General features: G+C 67.2%; 17 protein-coding genes. 9 read left to right on the top strand and 8 right to left on the bottom strand.

All coding sequences use genetic code 11. The features are described 5' to 3' along the window. Nucleotides 1-166 precede the first annotated feature (166 nt). Together ACWY4P_RS20385 and ACWY4P_RS20380 are read left to right on the top strand one after the other, a co-directional pair. Entirely contained in the window at nucleotides 167-1,135 is a 969-nt protein-coding gene (locus ACWY4P_RS20385; protein WP_456211968.1) for an ATP-binding cassette domain-containing protein, read from the top strand. Next, a complete protein-coding gene (locus ACWY4P_RS20380) occupies nucleotides 1,135-2,079 on the top strand; it encodes an ABC transporter permease (RefSeq protein WP_456211967.1) in 945 nt (314 codons plus the stop codon). Before ACWY4P_RS20385 ends, ACWY4P_RS20380 begins: the two co-directional genes overlap by 1 nt. Before the next feature lie 52 nt (nucleotides 2,080-2,131). Here ACWY4P_RS20380 and greA read toward each other — a convergent pair whose 3' ends face one another. Continuing rightward, nucleotides 2,132-2,629, bottom strand: a complete 498-nt coding sequence (gene greA / locus ACWY4P_RS20375; RefSeq protein ID WP_319687446.1) for a transcription elongation factor GreA — start codon at nucleotides 2,627-2,629, stop codon at nucleotides 2,132-2,134. 163 nt (nucleotides 2,630-2,792) lie between these two features. Next, nucleotides 2,793-3,206, bottom strand: coding sequence for a DUF4307 domain-containing protein (locus tag ACWY4P_RS20370; RefSeq protein ID WP_456211966.1), 414 nt, complete (start codon nucleotides 3,204-3,206; stop codon nucleotides 2,793-2,795). Between the two features lie 96 nt (nucleotides 3,207-3,302). Between ACWY4P_RS20370 and mca the strand changes: the two genes are divergently transcribed. After that, entirely contained in the window at nucleotides 3,303-4,175 is an 873-nt protein-coding gene (gene mca / locus ACWY4P_RS20365) for a mycothiol conjugate amidase Mca (protein ID WP_456211965.1), read from the top strand. Nucleotides 4,176-4,179: 4 nt separating this feature from the next. Beyond that, entirely contained in the window at nucleotides 4,180-4,437 is a 258-nt protein-coding gene (locus ACWY4P_RS20360) for a hypothetical protein (RefSeq protein WP_456211964.1), read from the top strand. A gap of 131 nt (nucleotides 4,438-4,568) precedes the next feature. Here ACWY4P_RS20360 and ACWY4P_RS20355 read toward each other — a convergent pair whose 3' ends face one another. The 3 genes from ACWY4P_RS20355 to rsmD form a co-directional block, all read right to left on the bottom strand. Next, complete coding sequence (locus tag ACWY4P_RS20355) at nucleotides 4,569-8,066, bottom strand: tetratricopeptide repeat protein (protein ID WP_456211963.1); 3,498 nt, start codon at nucleotides 8,064-8,066, stop codon at nucleotides 4,569-4,571. A 244-nt stretch (nucleotides 8,067-8,310) separates the two neighbouring features. Further along, complete coding sequence (locus ACWY4P_RS20350) at nucleotides 8,311-9,318, bottom strand: methyltransferase domain-containing protein (RefSeq protein WP_456211962.1); 1,008 nt, start codon at nucleotides 9,316-9,318, stop codon at nucleotides 8,311-8,313. Nucleotides 9,319-9,387: 69 nt separating this feature from the next. Beyond that, nucleotides 9,388-9,939, bottom strand: coding sequence for a 16S rRNA (guanine(966)-N(2))-methyltransferase RsmD (gene rsmD, locus ACWY4P_RS20345; protein ID WP_456211961.1), 552 nt, complete (start codon nucleotides 9,937-9,939; stop codon nucleotides 9,388-9,390). Between the two features lie 409 nt (nucleotides 9,940-10,348). Here rsmD and yicI point away from each other — a divergent pair, with 409 nt between their 5' ends. After that, nucleotides 10,349-12,640 carry an alpha-xylosidase gene (yicI, locus tag ACWY4P_RS20340; RefSeq protein WP_456211960.1) on the top strand — a complete coding sequence of 764 codons (2,292 nt, stop codon included), beginning with the start codon at nucleotides 10,349-10,351 and terminating at the stop codon, nucleotides 12,638-12,640. A 55-nt stretch (nucleotides 12,641-12,695) separates the two neighbouring features. Here the strand turns inward: yicI and ACWY4P_RS20335 are convergent, their stop codons facing one another. From ACWY4P_RS20335 to ACWY4P_RS20325, 3 genes are read right to left on the bottom strand one after another with little or no spacing between them, the layout of a single operon-like run. Further along, nucleotides 12,696-13,691 (bottom strand): phosphotransferase, encoded by a 996-nt coding sequence (locus tag ACWY4P_RS20335; protein WP_456211959.1) that lies wholly within the window; start codon nucleotides 13,689-13,691, stop codon nucleotides 12,696-12,698. Between the two features lie 5 nt (nucleotides 13,692-13,696). Further along, nucleotides 13,697-15,469 (bottom strand): ABC transporter ATP-binding protein, encoded by a 1,773-nt coding sequence (locus ACWY4P_RS20330; protein ID WP_456211958.1) that lies wholly within the window; start codon nucleotides 15,467-15,469, stop codon nucleotides 13,697-13,699. Then, nucleotides 15,466-17,241: an ABC transporter ATP-binding protein gene (locus tag ACWY4P_RS20325; protein ID WP_456213000.1), complete on the bottom strand. Its 1,776-nt coding sequence runs from the start codon at nucleotides 17,239-17,241 to the stop codon at nucleotides 15,466-15,468. Before ACWY4P_RS20325 ends, ACWY4P_RS20330 begins: the two co-directional genes overlap by 4 nt. Before the next feature lie 345 nt (nucleotides 17,242-17,586). Between ACWY4P_RS20325 and ACWY4P_RS20320 the strand changes: the two genes are divergently transcribed. From ACWY4P_RS20320 to ACWY4P_RS20305, 4 genes are all read left to right on the top strand, one after another. Further along, nucleotides 17,587-18,996 carry a glycosyltransferase family 2 protein gene (locus ACWY4P_RS20320; protein ID WP_456211957.1) on the top strand — a complete coding sequence of 470 codons (1,410 nt, stop codon included), beginning with the start codon at nucleotides 17,587-17,589 and terminating at the stop codon, nucleotides 18,994-18,996. Between the two features lie 21 nt (nucleotides 18,997-19,017). Continuing rightward, nucleotides 19,018-20,223 carry a radical SAM/SPASM domain-containing protein gene (locus tag ACWY4P_RS20315; RefSeq protein WP_456211956.1) on the top strand — a complete coding sequence of 402 codons (1,206 nt, stop codon included), beginning with the start codon at nucleotides 19,018-19,020 and terminating at the stop codon, nucleotides 20,221-20,223. 222 nt (nucleotides 20,224-20,445) lie between these two features. Continuing rightward, the gene (locus ACWY4P_RS20310) at nucleotides 20,446-22,305 is read left to right on the top strand and encodes a DegT/DnrJ/EryC1/StrS family aminotransferase (RefSeq protein ID WP_456211955.1); all 1,860 of its coding nucleotides are present in this window, start codon (nucleotides 20,446-20,448) and stop codon (nucleotides 22,303-22,305) included. A gap of 131 nt (nucleotides 22,306-22,436) precedes the next feature. After that, entirely contained in the window at nucleotides 22,437-23,213 is a 777-nt protein-coding gene (locus ACWY4P_RS20305) for a class I SAM-dependent methyltransferase (RefSeq protein ID WP_456211954.1), read from the top strand. The last annotated feature ends 24 nt before the right edge of the window (nucleotides 23,214-23,237 follow it).

Here is a 23,237-nt window from a genome sequence, read left to right as displayed (position 1 = left end):
CCCCTGTCTCCCCTGGCCTCCTCCCCTGGCCTCCTTCTCTGTCCTCCTTCGCTGTCCTCCTCGCCTGTCCTCGCGGTTTTCCACAGGTTTTCCACAGGCATGGACAGGCGGGGTAATTCGGGCGAAAGTTAAATCCTTCTATGAGCACGCCCGATGGGGGACGCATATGCCAGGTGCTATCTACGCCGAGGGTCTGGTGAAGACCTTCGGCGACGTCAGAGCCTTGGACGGGGTCGATCTCGACGTACCGGAAGGGACCGTGCTCGGGCTGCTCGGGCCCAACGGGGCCGGGAAGACCACCGCGGTGCGTGTGCTGACCACCCTGCTTCAGCCGGACGGTGGAAAGGCGCGCGTCGCGGGCGTGGACGTGCTGCGTCACCCCGATCGGGTGCGCCGCTCGATCGGGCTTTCCGGGCAGTTCGCCGCTGTGGACGAGTATCTGACCGGCCGTGAGAACCTGCGCATGGTGGGCCAGCTCTACCAGATGGGCGCGCGGGAGGCGAAGGCGCGCGCGAGCGAGCTGCTGGAGCGGTTCCATCTGGCGGACGCGGCCGACCGCGTCGCCAAGACCTACTCCGGCGGGATGCGCCGCCGACTGGACCTGGCGGCCGCCCTGGTCGTCAGCCCGCCGGTGATGTTCATGGACGAGCCGACCACCGGCCTCGACCCGCGCAACCGGCAGGCGCTGTGGGAGGTCATCCAGGAGCTGGTGGCGGGCGGTACGACGCTGCTGCTGACGACCCAGTATCTGGAAGAGGCCGACCATCTGGCGCATGACATCTGTGTGATCGACCGTGGCCGGGTCATCGCGCGTGGCACCTCCGACCAGCTCAAGGCCCGTACGGGCGGGGAGCGGGTGGAGGTGGTGGTCCATGAGCCCGCCCATATCGAGGTCGCGGAGGAGGTGCTGCGGGGCTTCGGCAAGGGCGAGATCGCCGTGCAGCGGCACACCCGCAAGGTCACCGTCCCGGTCGTCGGCGGGGCCAAGCTGCTCGCCGAGGTGATCCGGGAGCTGGATGCGCGCGAGGTGGAGATCGACGACATCGGGCTGCGCCGTCCGACCCTCGACGATGTGTTCATCTCGCTCACCGGCCACGGCGCCGAGGGCGACGGTGCCGAGGAGGAGGCCAAGTGATGGCCACGGTAGATGAGACAACACCCGAGTCGACTCCTGGGGCGACTGACGCGCCTGCTGGGGCGCCTGCTGGGACGGCTGCTGGGACGGCTCCGGCGCGCGGGACCCGCGCCGCCGTGGCCCCCCGGGCGTGGAGCGGGCCCGTCCAGTCGGTCCGCGACTCGCTTGTCGTGGCCCGTCGGAATCTGATCCGCATGGTGCGGATTCCCGAGGTGGTGGTGTTCGGCCTGGTCCAGCCCATCATGTTCGTGGTGCTGTTCAGCTATGTCTTCGGCGGCGCGATCATGGTCCCGGGGCAGAGCAGCGCCGACGCGAATGTGTACCGGGAATTCCTGATGGCGGGGATCTTCGCGCAGACCGTGACCTTCGCGACGGCGGGCGCGGGTGCCGGGATCGCCGACGATATGCACAAGGGCCTGATCGACCGCTTCCGCTCGCTGCCGATGGCGCGCGGCGCGGTGCTCACCGGCCGTACGCTCGCGGATCTCGTGCAGACGGCGCTGACGCTGGTGGTGCTGGCGATCGTCGCGGTCATCGTGGGGTGGCGGATCCACGACGGGGTGCTGAAGGCGCTCGCGGCCTTCGGGCTGCTGCTTCTGCTGGGGTATGCCTTCTCGTGGATCGGCGCGCTGATCGGGCTGTCCGTACGGACCCCGGAGGCGGCCACCTCCGGCGGGCTGATCTGGCTGTTCCCGCTGACGTTCATCTCGAACGCCTTCGTGCCCTCCAGCAAGATGCCCGCCTTCCTGGGGCATATCGCCGACTGGAACCCGTTCAGCGCCACGGTGCAGGCGAGCCGCGAGCTGTTCGGGAACCCCGAGGGGCTGGTCTCCGACGCCTGGCCGATGCAGCACCCGGTGCTCGCCTCGGTCCTCTGGTCGGCCCTGATCATCCTGGCCTTCCGGACGCTGGCGGTCCGTAAGTACCGCTCGGCGACCGCCTGAGCGAGGCGGTCGCCGAAAGTGGGGCGATCATTGGCCCCGGCAGGACCTGGGCTCAGCCCTGGTAGGGCTTGGCCTCCAGGATCTTCACCGACGCGGTGCGGCCGTTCGGCAGCTCGTACGAGGCGTCCTCGCCGACCTTCTTGCCATTCACACCCGAGCCCAGCGGGGACTGCGGCGAGTAGGTCTCGATGTCCGAGCTCGCGTACTCGCGGGAGGCGAGCAGGAAGGTCAGGGTGTCGTCCGGGTCGCCGTCGAAGGCGATCGTGACGACCATGCCCGGGGCGACCACACCGGTGTCCGCCGGGGCCTCGCCGACCTTCGCGTGCTGTAGCAACTGCGTCAGCTGGCGCACGCGGAGCTCTTGCTTGCCCTGCTCCTCCTTGGCGGCGTGGTACCCGCCGTTCTCCCGCAGGTCACCTTCCTCGCGGGCAGCCTCGATCTTCTTCGCGATCTCGACACGTGCGGGACCCGACAGGTACTCCAGCTCGGCCTTGAGCTGGTCGTACGCCTCCTGGGTCAGCCAGGTGACGTTCTCGCTGGTCTGGGTCACAGGTGCTCCTTGTCGGTGCTGGGAATACAAATGAACGCCCTACTCAGAAGGGTGCGCCTTCAAAGCCGGGCGAAACCACGAGCCTAACAATTCCGGCTCGAAACGGGGAGGAGGATTGTGGGCGCAATGCGTACGAAACGCGTCAGCGCAGGTCAGACAGGGCTCAGTGACCCGACACAGGGTCGCAGCCGACCAGCTCGGCGCTGGTCGCCCGAGCCGTGGTGCGCACCGTCACGACCTTGACCGCATCGCCCTGGCCCTTGCCGAAGGTGAAGTCCTTGCGCCCCACCTCGCCGTGCTGCTCATCCAGGGTACGCACGGTGCACACCCCGGTGGTGCCGGTGTCCTTGGTGATCTCCAGCCGCACCTCGACGGCGCCGTCGGAGACCACCTTGAAACCGGTCATCCGGCCGCTGATGTCCTGCTGGCCGGTGATGTACGAGTAACCAAACCAGGCGATCATGGCAAGGAACCCGGCGCCGAGCACGGCACCCAGGATCTTCAGCTTGCGGTCGGCACGCTGGTCCGCCGACCGGCCGTAACGCCCGTCAGGCAGCCCCTCGCGCACCGTGGCCATGATCGTTCCTCCTGGTTGGCGGACCCGGAATTATTCGCCCCCGGTTTGGGTCACTATAGAAGCCGTCTTCCACGACGAATCACCGAGGATCGAGACTTGACTGATCAGCTGCGTTTGATGGCCGTCCATGCCCACCCCGACGACGAGTCGAGCAAGGGCGCGGCCACCATGGCCAAGTACGTGTCCGAGGGGGTGGACGTGCTGGTCGCGACCTGCACAGGCGGTGAGCGCGGGTCCATCCTCAACCCCAAGCTCCAGGGGGACCCCTACATCGAGGAGCACATTCACGAGGTGCGCGCCAAGGAGATGGACGAGGCGCGCGAGATCCTCGGGGTCAAGCAGGAGTGGCTGGGCTATGTGGACTCCGGCCTGCCCGAGGGTGACCCGCTGCCGCCGCTGCCCGAGGGCTGCTTCGCGCTTCAGGACGTGGACGAGGCGGCGGGGACGCTGGTCAAGCTGATCCGCGAGTTCAAGCCGCATGTCATCACCACGTATGACGAGAACGGCGGCTATCCGCACCCCGACCACATCATGACGCACAAGATCTCGATGGTGGCCTTCGATGCCGCGGGGGACCCGGAGAAGTACCCCGAGGCGGGCGAGGTGTGGCAGCCGCTGAAGCTCTACTACAACCAGGGCTTCAACCGGCCGCGCACCGTCGCGCTGCACGAGGCGCTGCTCGCGCGCGGCCTGGAGTCGCCGTACGGGGAGTGGCTGGAGCGCTGGAAGGAGTTCGAGCGGGCCGAGCGCACCCTGACCACCTACGTTCCCTGCGCCGACTTCTTCGAGATCCGCGACAAGGCGCTGATCGCGCACCGCACCCAGATCGACCCCGACGGCGGCTGGTTCCGGGTGCCGATGGACATCCAGAAGGAGGTCTGGCCGACGGAGGAGTACGAGCTCGCCAAGTCGCTCGTGGACACTTCCCTCCCCGAGGACGACCTCTTCGCGGGCATCCGCAACAATTGAGCTCATGATGAGCGCGACCAGCACCCTCGCCATGACGCATCTCGTGCCGCTCGCCAAGGAGCTCGACGAGAACAAGGTGACGCCGGGTGTCCTCGGCTTCATCGTCTTCGCGCTGATCGGCGGGGCGGTGTGGCTGCTGATGAAGTCCATGAACAAGCACATGAAGAAGGTGGACTTCGAGGAGGAGCCGGAGGCCGGGCAGACCCCGGCCGCCGCATCCCCGAAGGCTGCCCGGAACACCAAGGGCGAGCGCACTGCCTGACCACCTCGCCGCCTGACGGTCTGCCCCCTGACTGCCAGACCGCCTGACCGCCTGACGACCGTCTGACGTTCCGGGCCGGGACTTCCCGGGCCCGGCCGCGGACTGTCGGGGCGTGTCAGGCCGCAGTTGTGTCATAGATCACCCCGGTCGTCCTGGCCGGTCCGGCCGCCGTGGTCGGCCCGGTCGTCCTGGGCGGCCTCGTCGGCTCTGGCGCCACTGGGGGCCCCGGCGCCCTTGTCGTCCTTGGCGTCGTGTTCACCGGCCGCGGTCGGCAGGACCGCCATGACCTCCCGGGCGTGGCGGCTCGGCACCATGCCGAGCTGCCATGCCTGCCACCCCGTCTCCGGCTCGACGCCGCGCTCGAGCACCAGCGTGAACGCCTCCGCGCATCCCTCCAGCCGCGCGTCCCCCGCCCAGTCGGCCGATCGCAGCTCACCGAGCAGCTCCGCAAGCTCCTCCTGGGCCACCGCCGTGCCGACGACCGAGCCGCCCGCCGAGGCGAACGGCAGCAGCGTGCAGCGCAGGAACCGGGCCCAGCCCTCGCCGCGCCGGTCGCCGTACCCCGCGAACAGCCGCGCCGCCTCCTCCACCAGGTCCAGCGCCTGCTCCGCCCGCCCGTTTCCCGCGTCGATCACCGCGAGCTCCACGCACGACCACGCCTCGCCATGGGCCACCCCGACCCGGCGGAAGTCCTGCCGCGCGTCCTGTAGCAGCTGCCGCGGGAACCCGCTGTTGCGCAGGGAGCCCGTCTGCGCCGCCCGCAGATCCCGGGTGACCCGCGCCGAGTGGTGCCGGGCGCACGCCAGCCCGTACACATCGCGCATCCGGCTGAACATCGTGCGGGCCCGCTCCAGGTCGCGCACCGCCGAGTCGTGGTTGCCGCGCTCCTCCAGCGCCTGGCCCAGGTAGTACAGCGTCCATGCCTCGCCGCGCGCGTCCTCGTTCTCCCGGTGGCGGGACAGGGCCTGGCGCAGCTGGTCGACGGCGGCCGACGCTTCCCCGGCCACCAGCCGGGCGCGGGCCAGCTGGGTCAGCGCCCACGCCTCGCCGCGCTGGTCGTGGGTGCGGCCGTAGGCCTCCAGCGCCTCGCGCAGTTCCCGCTCCGCGCGCGGCACCTCGCCCATGCGCAGGCAGGCCTGGCCGAGCTGGAAGTGGGCCCACGCCTGGCCGTGCACGCTCTCGCTCTCCCGGTGCAGCTCCAGGGCCGTATCCAGCAGCGCCAGCGCCTCGGCGAGCCGGCCCCGGTCGCGCTCCACCGCGGCCAGCGCGTGCATCGTCCACGCCCGGTCCGCGCGCAGCTCGTCGGCCGCCTGCAACTCCATGGCCTCGGTCAGCTTCGCCGCGGCCTCGGTGAGATTGCCCTGGTGGTGCAGGGTGATGCCCAGGCTGCACAGCGCGCGGGCCGCGCCCGCCTCGTGCTGCGCCTCGAAGTACAGGTCGACCACCGAGGACAGGGTGGTACGGGCCTGGTCGAGCTCGCCGAGCTGCCGGGCCGCGATGCCGGTGCGCCACTGCACCGAGCGCATCAGCAGCCCCTGGTCGACGGCCTGGGTCAGCTCGCTGATCTCGCCGAGCCGGTACAGGTCGCCGCGCAGCAGGCAGTAGTCGCACAGCGCGCCCAGCAGATGCAGCACCGCGGACTGGTCCACGCCCTCGGCGTGGCGCAGGGCCGCCGTGATGAAGCTCGACTCGTCGTCCAGCCAGCGCAGCGCCGCGTCCAGAGAGGTGAAGCCGTGGCCGCCCGCCGCGCCCCTGGTGAACATGTCGGCGCGGGTGGAGGTCTTGCCGTCGACCATCCGGATCACCGAGTCCGCCAGCTCGGCATAGCTGCGGATCAGCCGCTCCTGGGCAGCGGTGCGCCGGGTCGGCTCCTCCTCGTCCATCAGCCGGCCGTGGGCGAAGGCGCGCACCAGGTCGTGCAGGCGGTAGCGGCTGCCGCGGACGTGCTGGATCAGCCCGGCGCGGGCCAGCGCGTCCAGGTGGCGGACCGCCTCCTGGTCGTCCGTCTCCAGCAGCGCGGCCGCCGCGGCGGCGCCCAGGCTGGCCCGCCCGGCCAGCGCGAGACGGCGCAGCAGCCGCCGGGCGCCCTCGGTCTGGTCGGTGTAGCGCAGCCACAGGGCCCGCTCGACAGGGCCCACCGGGCCGTAGGCCTCCAGGGCGGAGACCAGAAGGCCGGGGGTGCGGGTGGAGAGCGAGGAGCCCGCGATGCGCAGCGCCAGCGGCAGCCGGCCGCACAGCTCGGCGATCCGCTCCACGGACTGCCCGTCGTAGGGGCCCGCGCCCGTCGGCTCCTCGGCGGAGGCGCGCAGCAGCTCCTCGGCGCCCGGCTCGTCCAGCGGGCCGACCTCCAGCCGGTGGACCCACGCGGCCAGGTCGGGCGGCAGCGCGAGCGGGGCGCGCGAGGTGACCAGAACCAGGCTGTCGGACCGCTCCGGGACCAGCGTGCGCACCTGCTCGGCGTCGCTGGCGTCGTCCAGCACGATCGTCACCGGCAGTCCGGTCAGATGCTGGTGGTAGAGCTCGGTGAGCCGCTTGACATGCTGCCCCTGGGCCGACCGCTCCCGGAAGAGCAGCTGGTCGCGGGGCGCGCCGAGCCGGTTGAGCAGGTGCAGCAGCGCGTCCCGGGTGGCCAGCGGGGCCTGGCCGGGGCTGTCGCCGCGCAGATCCACCAGGCAGGCGCCGCGGAACTGGTCGCGCAGATGGTGCGCCGCCCGCACCGCCAGCATCGTCCGGCCCGACCCGGGCAGGCCCTCCAGCAGCACCACCGTCGGTCTGGTCTCCGTGCTCGCCCGCGCCTGCTGGACCCACTGGGCGATCTGGGTGAGCTGTGCCCGGCGCCCGGCGAACGGGCCGTCCTCCTCGGGCAGATGGCCGAAGGACTGCTCCAGCACGCTGCGCCTGCGGGCCGCCTGGCTGCGGTCCCCGCCGCGCAGCCGGGGCGCCTGGCCGGCGCGGCCCCCGGAGCCCGCGCGGGCCCCGTCGCCCCTGCCCGAGCCCGAGCCCGCGCCTGAGCCGCTGCCCGAGCCGGACCCGGCGCCCGCGGCGGAGCGGGAGATCCGCTCGGCGCCGCCGCTTCCGCGGGTGGCGGCCGTGGTCATCCGATGCCGGTCGATGAAGGGCCGGATGCCGCGCACCTCCACGGCCGTGAGCCACTGGAGCCTCAGCTGCTCCGCCCCGCCCGGCTGGTTGCGCAGCGCGGCCCGGCGGTGGGCGGCGGGCCAGTGTCCGGCCGTGAGCCCCACGACCGCGGCCGCCGAACCGGCCACCGCCGCGGTCACGCCCGCGCCCAGCGCCGTGGTCACCGAGGTGCCCCAGGAGAGGTCCGCGCCGAAGGCCCCGGCGGCCGCGACCGCGGTGGCCAGCATCGGCGGGCCCAGCTGCCGGCGCGTCAGCCGGGACGACAGCGGCCGGCTCTCCGCCTCCGACTCCTCCAGCGCGCGCAGATACGCGCCGTACTCCTCGGCGGCCGTCGCCGCCATGCTCTCCAGCGCGGCCCGCGCGCGGCCCAGCAGCACCCCGCCGTTCGTCCGCCCGCCGGAGCGCCGCACCTCCTCCTCCACGGCGCGCGCGAGCAGCCGCTCGACCTCTCCCCGATGACTGTCCCGCAGCGCGGTCGGTGATCCCGGCATCTTCGTCCCCCTCCTGCCAGCATCAAGTGTTCCGTTTCTGGCTCATATCCGGCAGGCCTGTGGATAACTCGCGCTCGCCCTGAGTTGAGGGAGGATGGGGGCATGCCGAACCGCCTGGCGCACGAGACATGTGTACTCGGGTGGTGAACCACGTCGTCGGTCCGATGAATCTCGGCACCTTGATCGTCGGTACGCGGGAGCACGTCCCCGCAGACCCGGTCCGACCGCACCGGGAGGAACTGGCCTAGGAGTTCGAGCCTCGGTCTAGGCGCTTCCGACGCCGGTCCATACGGCGGGACTTCTGGGTATGTTCGATGATGTAAGCGGTTGGATGCAGCCCACCACTGGTTACCTGGACCTCTTTGATCACCCGGACGCCGCTCGTCTCCTGTACTGCCTGCTGGAACAGCCTCTTGTCCTCGGTCAGGAGAACGGCACGGCCCTTGGGGCGTAGTACTCGGGCCAGTTCGGCAAGAAACTGGGGGTACAGGTGGCTGTTCACCTGGTGGGAGCCGACTCGTTTGCCGAACGGCATGTTCGAGATGATCCGGTCGGTGGAGCGCGCCGGCAGCGGCAGCGCTTCCGCCCGGGCCTGGGCCAGCAGGTGCGGTGTGTCCACCGTTTTCAGGTTCAGGCGGGCTACTTCCAGTGCCTTGAGTGAGACGTCAGTGCCCAGGAGCCGGGCGCCCCTGCCGATAGCGGCCACCTCGGTCAGCAGCGTCCCGGAACCGCAGAACGGGTCGTACACCGTGTCGTCTGCCTCGGGCTTGGCAAGCTGGACGAGCAGGCTGCCGACTACTGGGTTGACCGACGCCGGGATGCGATGCAGTTTCGCGTAGCGACGCGAGCGATGCATGGCCCCGACCTCGGCCAGCAGGAAACGGCCGTGCTCGGCGATATTGACGTCCCAAGCCTTCGGGTCGTTCTTCCAGTCGAATTTTCTGCTGACGCTCTCTATGAACAGCCCACGGCCTTCGATGCGATCCACTCGGTAGGCGGGGGGCCCCGACAGCACGCTGATGGCTCCGCCTTTCGTCGACTGTTCGAGCTCCGCCAAAGCGTCGGCGAAGCCGTCGATCCGGGCGTGTTCCGATTCGTCCAGCACGACCGAAAGCGTCGAGAACATTCGCAGCGGCAGCAGCTGTTCAAGTCTTCCGTCGAAGTCGAAGAGCACCGAGTCGCTGTCGCGTCGAATGTTCGTCAGTGTCGGGGCGCCGATGTCATGACAGTGCTGAAGAAGCCGGTCCACCACGCCAGGGAGGCTTTGGAGGTGCATGCGGTCCCGTACGTGAGAGTCGGTATCGATTTCCCTGAGCATCACCTAGCCTCCGAATCGAGCGTAAGAAATGGACGTAATCCCGTATCGTCGAACTTTGATCGGCTGAAGGCCCTCTGGCCATTCGACAGGAGCATCCCGGCTGGCGCGCTCAACAGCGACGATCGCATTTCTTGAAAGCCAGCCGTTTTCGACGAGCAGGGCCAGATCTCTGTGAACCGACCTGGCGTAGGGAGGGTCCAGATAGATGAAGTCATTTGCACTTGCCGCCGTCGAGAGCCAGGTCTCCACATTGCCCGGAACTACTTTGCAGCTCTTCGCGAAATCCAATTCTGATATATTGGTCCGCAGTGTCGTGAGTGCATTTTGGGATTTCTCTACGAAAATGGCTTGCTCGGCACCCCGGGAAAGCGCTTCGAGGCCGACGGCACCCGACCCTGCATACAGGTCCATGACGAAGGCTCCCTCCAACTCGGTCAAGGAGTGGAGCGTGGCGAAAACCGCTGCACGCACCCGATCCCCCGTGGGGCGGGTCTCGGATCCCTTCGGGGCGGAGATGCGCCGGCTTCCCCGGCTACCTGCGATGACTCTCGGCACTCATTAAGGGTCTCATACTGTCGAGCTCGCCCAGGACCGCCATCCTGACCGGTCCACGGCACCACAACAGCGAGTCGGTCGTGGATGCGAATGTCCGGGCAGGAGAGTTCGGGGCGGAACTGGATGTTCCCGGCGAAGCGGCGGGCCTTGCCGGATTACCGCTGGTCGTTGCCGTTCTCCCGGACCCGGCGGCGCGGTCGCACGAGCTCGTCGGCGTTCCGGAGCACCGCTTCTCAGCGGCCCGGACAAGCGATATGGTCACAGCCGCGCGCCGGGGAAAGGCGTGATCCCTACAGATTTCAGTGCCTTGTTCTGGCCGAAAATCGTCGTCCCGAAAATCTATCGGCTTCTCAGGGCACGGCTTCGCCGCCCTTCCCTGCTTCCCCTGCTCCGATGAGAAGGAGAATCCGTGAAGAACTCGGATGGCCACTGGCTGATTCGCGAGCGTCCCGACGGCGTATACGCGACCGAGGTCGCCGACGTCGTGGTCGAAGACGACAGGCTGACATTGTACGCCGCCGTCTGCCATGTGGGCCACCGGGACCACACCATCGACACCTCCTTACTCACAGTGGAGTGCTTCTCGCCCGCCGAGGGAGTGATCGGGGTGCGGATGACGCATCATGCGGGGCGCGCCGAGCGCGGGCCGGCGTTTCCGCTTGCGGGGCAGCCCGGCCACGTGGGGAAGACCGGCCGTGACGGTGCGGTGGTGGAGCTGTCGAGCGGGTCGTTGGGGCTGCGGGTGGATACGGCGGGGCCGTGGCGGCTGGAGTTCACCGAGCAGGGCCGGACCCTGACCGCGGCGGAGTCTCAGGGCACCGGCTTCACCGTCGTCGACGGGGAGCGTCACTTCTCGGTGGCCCAGCTGTCTCTGGGGGTGGGGGAGCTGGTGTACGGGCTGGGGGAGCGGTTCACGCCGTTCACGAAGAACGGGCAGGCAGTGGAGGTGTGGCAGGCGGACGGCGGGACGGCCAGTGAGCAGGCGTACAAGAACGTGCCGTTCTACCTGACCAACCGGGGTTACGGGGTGTTCGTCAACCATCCGGGGAAGGTGTCCTACGAGGTGGGGTCCCAGGCCGTGGGACAGGTGCGGTTCAGCGTGGAGGACCAGACGCTGGAGTACCTGGTCATCCACGGCCCGACACCGAAGGAGATCCTGCGGCGCTACACCGCGCTTACCGGGCGTCCGGCGCTGCCGCCGGCATGGTCGTTCGGGCTGTGGCTGTCCACCTCGTTCCTCACCGAGTACGACGAAGCCACCGTCACCGGCTTCGTACGCGACATGGCCGATCGCGACATCCCACTGGGGGTGTTCCACTTCGACTGCTTCTGGATGAAGGCGTATCAGTGGTGCGACTTCACCTGGGACCCGGACGTCTTTCCCGATCCGGAGGGCATGCTGAGGCGGCTGAAGGACCAGGGCCTGAAGATCTCGGTGTGGATCAACCCCTACATAGCCCAGAAGTCCCCGCTGTTCGCCGAGGCCATGCGCCAGGGCTTCCTGGTCCGCAGGGCAGGCGGCGACGTGTGGCAGTGGGACATGTGGCAGCCGGGGATGGGACTGGTGGACTTCACCAACCCCGACGCCAAGGAGTGGTTCGCCGGCAAGCTGAGGGCCCTGGTCGCACAGGGTGCGGACTGCTTCAAGACCGACTTCGGCGAGCGGATTCCCACCGACGTGGCCTGGCACGACGGCTCCGACCCCGAGCGGATGCACAACTACTACACCCAGCTGTACAACCAGACGGTCTTCGAGGTCCTCACCCAGGCACGCGGGGCCGGGGAAGCGGTGCTGTTCGCCCGCTCGGCCACCGCCGGCGGGCAGCAATACCCCGTCCACTGGGGCGGCGACTGCGAATCCACCTTCTCCGCCATGGCCGAATCCCTCCGCGGCGGGCTGTCCCTGGGCCTGTCCGGCTTCGGATTCTGGAGCCACGACATCGGCGGCTTCCACGGCACCCCCACCCCCGCGGTCTTCAAACGCTGGGTACAGTTCGGGCTGCTGTCCTCCCACAGCCGCCTGCACGGCAGCGAAACCTACCGCGTCCCCTGGGACTACGGCGATGAAGCGGTGGCCGTCACCCGCGACTTCACCCGCCTCAAGCACCGTCTGATGCCCTACCTCTACCGGGCCGCCCAGCAGGCCGCCGAGCACGGCACCCCGGTCATGCGCGCCATGCTGCTGGACTTCCCCGACGACCCCGCCTGCCATACCCTCGACCGCCAGTACATGCTCGGCGACAACCTCCTCGTCGCCCCCGTCTTCTCCGAGGACGGCACCGTCGAGTACTACCTGCCCGCCGGCACCTGGACCCACCTGCTGACCGGCCACCAGGCCCACGGCCCCGGATGGCGCCGCGAACACTACGGCTACGACAGCCTCCCCCTCTTCGCCCGCCCCGGCTCCGTCATCCCCCTCGGCGACCACGATGACGCCGCCACCTACGACTGGGCCGACGGCGTCACCCTCCACATCCACACACCCGTCGGCAGCGAACCTGTCGTCACCCGGGTCCCCGACCACCGGGACGGTACGGCCGGCACGGTCTTCCGTACGACCCGTGAAGGTGATGCGATCACCGTCCGCGCCGACAACGCCCCCGGCCCCTGGCGCGTCCGCCTCGCCGGCCCGGACGGATACGGCGACCCGGTGACCGCCACCACCGGCCAGGCCGCCCTCACCATCCCCCTCATTCCCTGAATCGTTCAACGAACGCGCCCCGCCGGAATCGGCGGGGCGCCGCTCGTCGGCAGTGTCAGGGTGTGCCTTCGGCGGCTTCGACAAGCCTCGAGACCCTGTCACCGCACGGCATGTTGCGCAGGGCGTTACGCACCTGAGCGTCCGCGAACTGCCGCTGCTCGTGGGTAAGGTTGGGGTCCAGGGCGTCGCGTCCCTGCACATACAAAAAATTCAGGCTTCCTGCAAAAAATGACGAGAAGGAATCCAACCCGCGCACCCTGCCAGGGCCGCCCGAGTCCCGGTAGGAACCCAACAGACGCTGAGCGGAATCAATGCGCAGCTGGTCTCTTCCTGCCCATACGTAGAGGACGCCCGCCAATTCGCGTTCCGCGGTCGTTGGTCCGGTGTCGTCCCAGTCGAGCAACACCGGTCCCCTCGCACCTGTCGAAACATTCTGTGGCTGCACATCACGGTGCGAGGTCAGCAAATCACCGGGAGCGGCGGGTGTGACATGCGGAGAAAGCACCGAGGCCGATGTCTCGACAAACCGCTCAAGTTCACCGGACCAGGAGGCATCGGTGCGGCGAGCCTCCTGCAGCAGTCCTGCCCAGTCGCTGTCGGTCGGACACTGTTCGTACCAGGAGTCCGGAGTCTCCGTCGCGTCCACTCCAGCCTGGTGCAACAGCGCCAGGGCGCGACCTACCCAGGCCAGGACATCCTGATCGGACGCGTCAGCCGGGGATCCCTCTACCCAGTCGTAGAGCTTCACGTGGCAGTCACCGAACTCAGGGGGCAGCTGAGAAGCGTATTCGTTGTTGCGATTGGTCATGAGCCTGGGCGAGGCTACTCCCAATCTCGCGGCCGCATCTCGAAGGGTCGCCTCGCATCGAACATGTCGCTCATCGAAGTCGGAAAGCACTTCCTTCGCTGCCCAGCGGGACTCGGCACCGGATAATTGCCATATCCGTCCCGTGGCACCGCGTGTGACAGGCCGCAGCGTCCACGGACCGGAACCGAGTGCATAGGTGGCCGCAAGATAGTCAGCAGATTCTGCCATGCTCACGTGTTTCATCGTACTCACCTTTTCGGTCGCGATGTCAGGTGCCAGGATCGCCACAGCTCCGCGTAGGCGCCGCCGGCCGCCACCCGCTCGGCATGAGTGCCGAGTTCGGCCACCCGCCCGCCCTCCATGAAGACCACTCGGTCCGCGTCATGGGCGGTGTGCAGGCGGTGCGCGATAGCGATGACGGTGCGCCCGTCGAGGACGGCGGCGAGCGCCCGCTCGGTATGGCGAGCGGTGCGCGGGTCCAGCAGCGCCGTGGCCTCGTCGAGGATCACGGTATGCGGATCGGCCAAAACCACGCGCGCCAAAGCCAGTTGCTGGGCTTGGGCGGTGTCGGTGCGGTGCCCACCGGCGCCCAGCTCGGTGTCGAGGCCGTGCGGCAGGCCGTCGACCCAGTCAGCGCCGACGGCGGTAAGGGCCGCGCGCAGCTCGGCGTCGTCGGCGAGCTCCGCGGCAATCCGCAGGTTGTCCCGGACCGTACCCAGGAACACGTGGTGTTCCTGGGTGACGAGCACGACCTGGCGCCGTAGCCGGACGGGGTCCAGATCGGCGATCGGGACCCCGCCCACCGTCACGACACCGGTGCGCGGTGCGTCGATGCCCGCCAGCAGTCGGCCCAGCGTGGACTTTCCGGCACCGGAACGGCCGACGATCGCCAGCCGCTCACCGGGCCGCACCGCCAGGTCGACTCCGTGCAGTACGTCACCGTGGCCGTCGTACGCGAACCGTGCGTCGACCACCTCGATTCGGTCGTCGGCGGGGGTGGGGGAGGTGGTTGGCGCCTCCTGCGGGAATGCGCCCACCCCTTCGATTCGGGCGAACGAGGCACCGCTGCTCTGCAACAGCTCGACCCGCTGCAGGATCACGTCGAGCGGCTGGGACAGCTGCCGCAGATACAAGGTCACGGCCACCACCGAGCCCAGGCTCACCATGCCGCGTTCGTGCAGCGCCCCGCCGAGCAGCAGCACTCCGGCCACCGGGAGGATGTAGGAGACATCCACGGAGGGAAAGAGCACGCTGCGAAGGAACAGCGTCCGCTCCCGGGTGCGCCGGCTCTCCGCGACCGCCTTCCGGAACGCTGCGATGCGCTGCCGCTGCAGCGAGAGTGCCTCGATCGTGCGCGCTCCCGCGACAGTGGCTGAAAGCTGTTCTGCCAGCGCCGAGGTAGCCGCGCCCTCGGCGAGGTATGCGCCCGGTGCCCGGCGCAGGTACCACCGGACGGCGAACCAGATCCCGGAAAGCCCTGCCACCCCGATCATGCCGAGCAGCGGATGGATGGTGAAGACCGCGAGCAGAATGAGCAGCGCTTGCGTCGCGGCGATGAACATCTCCGGCCCGCTGTCGCGCAGCGTGTGGCCGACCGCGGCGACATCGGCCGTGCCGCGCGTCGTCAGGTCGCCCACGCCGGCGCGCTCCACCACTGAGGCGGGAAGCGCGAGCGCCCGCTCGACGAACTGCTCGCGGATGCGCGCCGAGGTCCGCTCGCCGAATCGGTGTCCGATGTACCGGGCATAGCGGGCCAGGGCGATCTGTGCCAGCGCGAAGACGGGCATGGCGAGGGCCAGCCGCTCCACGCCGGCCACCCCGGTCCCGGCCTTGACCTCGTCGATGATGCGGCCGAGCAGCCATGGGCCGGCGAGCCCGGCGCCGGCGGCCAGTGCGTTGAGGACGATCATGGCGGCAAAGGTGTACACATCCTGCTGGATGAGACGCAGTGCCGCCCGGCGCACCTGGGGCGGCGCGGCGACGGGGAGCTGCCCGGCCGTCGCTCCAGAGCGGGCGGTCATCGGATGGTCTCCTGAGTTCGGATGGTCTCCTGAGGAAGGCGGGTCGGCGCGCGATCGTTCTCGTCGTCCGCGCCGCGCGAAACGAGCCGGCGGTATCCGGGCTGCTCGGCGAGGAGTTCGTGGTGGCTGCCGGTGGCGGCGACCCGGCCATCCACCAGGAAGTGCACGGTGTCCGCCCGGTCCAGCAGCAGCGGGGAGGAGGTGGTGACGACGGTGGTGCGGCCCGCGCGGGCGGCGCGCAGCCGATCCGCGATCGCCGCCTCGGTGTGCGCGTCGACCGCTGAGGTGGGCTCGACCGCCAGCAGCACCTCGGGGTCGGCCAGCAGCGCCCGTGCCAGTCGGATGCGCTGCCGCTGGCCGCCGGAGAGGTTGCGGCCCTGCGCGTCGATCGGCGAGTCGAGGCCGCGCGGCAGAGCGTCGACGATGTCACGCGCCATGGCCGCATCGACGGCGCGGGCGACGGCCTCATCGCTCCGGTCCCGGTGGCCGGCGACGACATCGCGCAGCGCCCCGGCGAACAGGTCGGCCTCGTTGTCCGCGATCAGAATCCGCTCGCGGACCTGTTCCAGGGCGATCTCGTCGAGGCGCATCCCACCCCAGGTCGCGGCGGATCCGGCGAACCGGCTCAGGCGCTCGACCACAGCCGCAGACTCCGCTGGACGGGCGCTGATCAGCGCGGTCAGCTCGCCGGGCAGCAACTTCACACCCGAGTCCGGGTCATGGAGCACGGATGATGCCGCAGGCGCGTCGGAGGTCGTCTCCTGGTTCGAGGTATCGGGATCCACACCGAGGAAACTGACGACCCGGCGGACCGCGACCAGGCCGCGAGAGAAGTCGGAGCCGACATCGATCAGGAGCGACACGGGCACTACCAGCACCGCGGCGTAGCCGTAGATGGCCACCAACTCTCCGACAGTGATGTCCCCTTGGGCCGCCAGGCGGGCCGCGAGCCACATCACGACGGCGAGGAACAGCGTGGGAAGCCCAACGCCGAGCGCCCCGATCCAGCTGGTCACCGCTCCAACCCGGTACCCCTCCTCTCGCAGCGCCCGCGACCCGCTTCGGTACCGCTGCGCGAACACCGCTTTACCGCCGAGACCGTTGAGGATGCGCAGCCCTCCGACAAGATCGCCGATCCGCGCGGCAAGCGCGCCCTGCTGCTCCCGGTACGCCGCCTCCACAGCGTGGAGCCGCCGCAGCAACGGGCCGATCAGCGCTGCGAGCAGCGGTACGCAAAGGAGGACCACGGCAGCAAGCAGCGGCGAGACGGTCAGCATCAGCGCCGCGACGACGACGTAGGCGATGACGGCGCCGATTCCGGGACCTACGACGGCCAGCATGGTGGCGATCGTCCCGGCGTCACCGGACCCGATGGTGACGGCCTCTCCGACTGTGACCTTTCGCGGTAGTGCCGCCCCCAGCCTCATCGCATGCGCAACCACGACCTCAACCGTGCGGAAGATGGCGCCCATGCGGATCCTGATCATCGCGCGATGACGCATGATGGCGAGCCACGCGTTCAGCAGCCCGACGCCCAGCAGAGCCGCGATCCAGCCGACCAGCGCAGCGGAAGTGGCGGAATTCCCTGACCCCAGCCCGTCGTCGATAGTGCGCGACAAAAGGTACGGCACTAACGCAAGGCCGACCATGTGGCCGGTCACCAAGATCGTGTCGACGGCGATTTCTCGCCGCTGACGGGAAATCATCCACAAGAGATAGCGGCCTGCGCTGCGGTGGTCGGGAACCTCTAGATTCATCTGTGAATCCATCATCAGCATCACCATAGAACATGCTCGAGAAGTACGGTGTTGACCGGCTTTTCGGTGAGCCGGCCGTGGAATTGAAGGAAGGCTGTTGGCGCACGATGCCGACTCGCCGGGTGCTACCCAGCCCTTGCTCCGGCAGCATCGACACGACGAGGCTGTAGGGTCGGCGACAGACCGAGGTGGTCGTGAGGTATGAGCTGGCCGGACTGACGCGGACTCAGCCCGGTGAAAGTAGGGAAATCCCTACTACCTCTTGGGCATCTCTTGACCCTTGGACGATGGCCTGCCTACGATTATTTTCGTCTTCAGGCTGCACATGCTTGCATCCTTCACACAGGAAGCCTTGTCTTCGTGACCGACATTTCTGTTGTGGTACCTGCGCACAATCGGCCGAGTGAATTACTGAGAACTCTTCGGAGTCTGACGCAACAGACGCTCGCAACCTCGGACTTCGAGGTCATCGTCGTGGACGACGGGTCTCGGGAAGACGCGCGTTCTCTCTGTCACGAGTCACGTGATGCGCTGTCATCCCTTAATCTGCGGGTGATCAGAAATTCCGAGAGTCTAGGCGCGGCCGGGGCCCGGAATCGAGGTGCTCGATTAGCCACCGGAGATCTCCTCGTATTCCTCGATGTCGACTGCCTTGCCCATCCAGAGATGCTGGCAGTCCACCGCGACATTCAGGCCAAGCGACCAGTAGCAGCCTGCGGGTATACTCACGGACGTGAGCTCACTCCAGAAACCTGGGCCCTTCAGATCGGTGGCAACTGGAATTGGGACGCCGCCGATGAGGTGTTTGCGCAGGCTAGTTCGATTGACCTGTTGCATGACCCTCTGACGGAACTCCTTGCGACGCCCGTGGACAGCGACTGGGCTTTCTTCTGGACATGTAACGTGAGTGTCCCACGCGACGTCTTTGAGGCAGTCGGCGGCTTCTGTGAGAGTTTCGATGTCAAGGGTGTCGAAGACATGGAGCTTGGATTACGTCTTCGGCTTGCCGGACTGCCGACCGTGTTCGTGCCCGAATCCCGTGCATTTCACCAGCCTCATACCCGCGACAGGCATCTCGAGTTGCTCCGAGACCGTCGCAACGACTTCGTCCTTCTCCGCCGACATCCGGTGATCGAAGTGGAGGCCGTGTGCAGCTTCGACATCGTTGAAGCACGCAAGGTGCTCCCCGAATTGATCGACTTCTGTAACAGGCTCGACGCGAGAGCCATCGACACATCAAAACTTTCCATGCTGCCACAGGCTATGGCGGTGCTTGCAGCCTCAGAGCGAACGCTGCTGATTGGTTCGGCGGACGCGTGGCCGAGCACCTTGCCTCAGCCGGCACTCACCGTTGATCCTACGGCTGACGCGGTTGAAGGCCTTTCCTATCAACTGCTGGGCACGCGACTTCCGTTCGCTGACCAGCATGCAGATGTGGCTGTCATCACCGATTACTGGCGAGTTCTGCCGGAGGCAACGGCCTGCCGGGTGATCGGCGAAGCTCTACGGTGCGCGCGCCAGGTCATCATCCTGAGCGACGTTTCCACCATGCCTAATGCCATGCCGGATCCAGAACTGGCAGCAGCCCTCGACCTGGCCGGGCATCCTTTTTGGGAGCACACCGTAGCAGTCCGTCGTGAGTTTCATCAGTTCCGGTTCAGCGAGCTGGACAACACAATGATCGCGCCGGACGCGACGTGTCAAAGCAGGGCATTCATGGTGGAGTTGGCCGACTGGCCGCTCACACACCTGTCGGATCTCACTCGCTAGCCGGCTCGACAATCCGCGCCAATGACGACGGATCGGGGACTGACCATGCTCACCCGTGAAGCCAATCGTGCCCAGAATCTCAAAGAGTTCGAAGAGGGGTGTACCAAGCTCCGCAGTCGCCCGCGAGTGCTCTTCGTGGAACTCACCGAGAACTGCAATTTTTCATGTGCCATGTGCCGTTCTGGCGGGCCTTTCGACCGGTCCAAGAACATGAGCCTCGAGTTATTCGAACGGATCGCGGACGAACTGTTTCCGACTGCGGAGATCGTGGATCTGCGCGGCTGGGGCGAGAGCACGATCTTACGGCACTTTCCGGAATTCGTAGACAAGACGCTCAGCTACGGCTGCCGAGTCCGGCTGGTCACAAATCTGTCCGTTCCGAACGAACAACTATGGCGGCACCTTGTTCGTAACAGGGCGCTCATCGCCGTCTCATTCGACGCGGCTGAAGAGGCTACCTTCGAAAGCCTCCGGCACGGCGCCAAGTTCCGGACCATACTCCGGAACCTCGAGATCCTGGCGGACGAGGCTCGCATAAGCGGGGTCGGCACAGAGCATATTAATCTCAACGTGGTCGTACAGTCCAAGGCGTTGGACGAGCTCAGTCAGATCGTCACTCTGGCTGGTCGTCTCGGTTTCCGCGTCCATCTGAACCCTGTGACGCTGGACCACGATGATCCAGAGAATCTCCGCTTTCATCGAGACCGGCTTGCCGAGGCGCTCGCGGAAGCTGCAATCGTGGCTGAGGAGACAGGGGCCGAAGTCCGGTTTGACGCGGCTTTGGACGAAGATTGGGCATTAACCGAGCACGCGGCCAAGACCTGCACACATCCGTGGATGTACTGCTACTTCAATTATGCGGGTCGAGTGGGCTTCTGCGACCACCTGATCGGACAGCCGGGGGAGAGTTACCTACTCGGCGACCTCACGACCACATCGTTCGAAGAGATCTGGAACAGCCCCTCCTACCAGCAGCTGAGAGCGGAACACGCTGCCTGGGAGAAAGGCATATCGTCCCGATTTGAAGAATGCAACTGGTGCTACCGCAACAGATACGTGGACTTCGACATGGAGACGAACCCCCACTATGCGGAACACATCGTGCGGCTCACCCCCGCGACCTGCCCTGCGGTCAACGGAAGGAGCGTGCATCGGCCGGCCTCCACTGGCCGGACACAGCACTTCCTTCCCATCACCGACGTCACGCATGAACCCCGCTCATCCTGACGTAGGAGGCAGTCGCACGTGACAGTTGAAGGAATGTCTTCCTGGCCCGGCGGACCGGGTTGGCCCGAATGGCCGCAGACGGACGAGAAATCAGTGCGAGCTCTGGCCCGACCACTACTCAGTGGCCGACTGGCGGTGAGTGGTGCCCGAAGTGTCTGGTCATCCGACAATCAGCGTGCCGCACGTGAGCTTGCGACCATGTCGGGGCGTCAGCATGCGGCATTGACCACAAACGGCTCCAGCGCCATCGTGGTGGCTCTCCACGCCCTCGGTATCGGTCCCGGAGACACCGTGGCCATGCCTGCCACCACCTGGGTGAGCTGCGCCACCGCTGTGTTCCGGGTAGGCGCTCGCCCGGTCTACTTCGACGCGAGCCAGCAGTCACCTTGTGGCGATACGGCTGCACTTCCCACCGCCCCAAGTGCCATCCTGGCCATTCACCTCTATGCACAGCCCTTCGATGTAGCCCGCGCCAGGGCCCTGTGGCCGGACGTGCCCATCATCGAGGATGTCTCTCACTGCCAGTTCGGTCTGTCCTCGCAAGGCCAACGTCTCGGTGGGCTCGGCGATATTTCAGTCATGAGCCTTCAGGCAACGAAGATCATCACATGTGGAGAAGGGGGTGCGGTACTCACCGACGATCCAGACTTAGCCGCACGTCTGGACTCGCTGGTCATGGATTCGCGCCGCCGGGCCAGTGCCCCGGAGCCGGCCGCACCAAATGAACTTGAGCCGGCATATCTGTGCCATGGTGCCAACCACGCACTGCCCGAAACATCTGCCGCTCTACTTCTCGACCAGTTGGCCAGGTTTCCGCACCAGGCGGCGTCGCGTGCCGAGAAGGCCGGCCTGTTCCGTGAGCTCATGGAGGCCGAGGGCTGGGACGTGGCGGCGGACGCGGCTGTTCTGGCGGCTGGTACGTTCTACGGGCTCGCGATGCGCATTCCGGACGGGCGACACCCGGATGAGATCATCACAAATGTGCACGCCCGGACAGGCGTGGCGCTCGATCGCGTCTATCCGCCAGTTCCTGACGGGCCGCTGTACCGACCCGCCACCATCAAACAATACGCTGACCTCGAGGGCGACGGTTCGTTCTCGGTTCCGCTTTCTCGGTCGTGGCACGAGACCGGTGTCGTTGTGCCCCACCATGTGTTCCTCGCCGAACCGGACCAGGTCGAGCATCTGGCCGCCACGCTTTGTAGATCGATCCCGGCCACCAGCACCGTCCTCGGCCGGCCGGGTGGTGAAAGGCCGACCCTCGGCGCCAGGGGTCCCGCTGCGGGCTCTGCATCCCTGCCCGTGATCGACGTCGTCGTCATCACCAAGGGCATACGTCCCACTCTTGACAGCGCGCTGAACAGCATCGCCAAGCAGGATGTAGCGGCAGAGATCCGCACCACCATCTGGATCGACGGCACTACCGCTCAGGCCCCGGCCATCCCTGCGACACTCAACGCGCAAGTGATTCACATCAACCAAGCCGACGCGTCGACGGAGGATCCCTTCGAACGAATCGCGGCACTGCGCGACCTGGCCATGCGGAGAACAACGGGTGACTTCGTGGCGTTCCTCGACGATGACAACGAATGGGAGCGCGACCATCTGTCGAGTCTGCTGGGCCTTGCCGCCACGACCGGCAGTCCTGCGGTGCATTCCTGGCGCACGCTGATCGACTCGGAGGGCAGGCCGACGAGCGTTACTCGTTTTCCCTGGCTGCCCCCCGGATCTTTGTCGGACCGGCGCTTCCAGGAACTACGTGTCCTTGGTGTCATGGGCGACGGACCGGTGGTCCGCGGCAGCGTCAAGTTCGACCTGCCCGACGGCGCCCAAGGAATGATCGATATGGGCGAGTGGCTCTTCGAACGAAGGCTTCTCAGCCTTCTGAGCTTCCGACGTACCCGCACCCAGCTGGAGGTGGCGGAACGCGTCGGTGAGGACGACATCCTGCTTGAGCAGCTCGTGGCGCTGGATGTGCCCGTCAGGTGCACACAGCTGGCGACGCTGAGGTACCGGTTGGGCGGCATGTCCAACATCGAGTACAGCGGCGCCCTACCCGACCTGGCGCCGTCCGCGGACTAGGACGCAGCGACAACAAGCCTGTCCACTGTTCCAGGCCACTGTCCTGCGACACCGGCGCGCTACCAATCTCCCACCACGCAATGAGTTCTATCGGCTTGTTCGGAAACACCGAGTGGAATGGAGAGCCGGCGATGAGCCTGCAAGAGTTCTACAACCCCGAGCTGTACGAACTGAAAGTGGGGATCTCTCCCCGTGTGGGACCCGTCTACCTCTCCGCGCTGCAGCACTTGGCAGCCGGTTCCACCGTGATGGAGTTGGGTTGTGGCATAGGTGACGTACTGCTTCCCTTCGCCAGACTCGGCCATCGCGTCTGCGGCATCGACAGCTCTCCCGAGATGCTGCGACGGTTTCAAGAGCGCCTGACCGAAGAAGGTTTGGGTCAGCAGGCCGAACTGCATCAGTGCGTGTTGCCGGACCTACCGGAGCCAGCGGCTGCGGATGCGATTTTGATGCCCTACGACCTGATCTCGCATCTCCTGGACGATTCGCAGCTGACCGAGCTGTTCATGAACTGCCGAAGCATCAGCAAGCCGGATACGGATCTTCTCCTCGACGTCGCACGTTTCGATGTGGCGTACCTCGGATCGCTCGCCGGTCCAACAGGCTCGCTGACCAGGGCCCACGGTATGTACGACTACGTGGGAGATCACTGCCTGAATATCAGCGAACAATCGCGCTATGCGCCCGAAACGGGCGTTCTCTCCTGCACCTTCCGGTACGAGGAGCTGGACGAATCCGGACGTCTGGTGACCACCTGGTTCCGCGAACTCAAGCTCTACCCGCGGCGTATCCGGGAAGTCACGGCGGCCCTGGAACTTGCCGGATTCGTGATCGTCCGAGTTGACGACACACCGTTCCCCGATGGAATGGACAGCTTCCTCGTACACGCCAGGCCTGCTGCGTTCTGACGCAAGAACTCATTGGGGAGGGAA

Source organism: Streptomyces sp. LZ34 (assembly GCF_053890475.1).
This window is presented reverse-complemented; position numbering and strand designations above follow the sequence as displayed.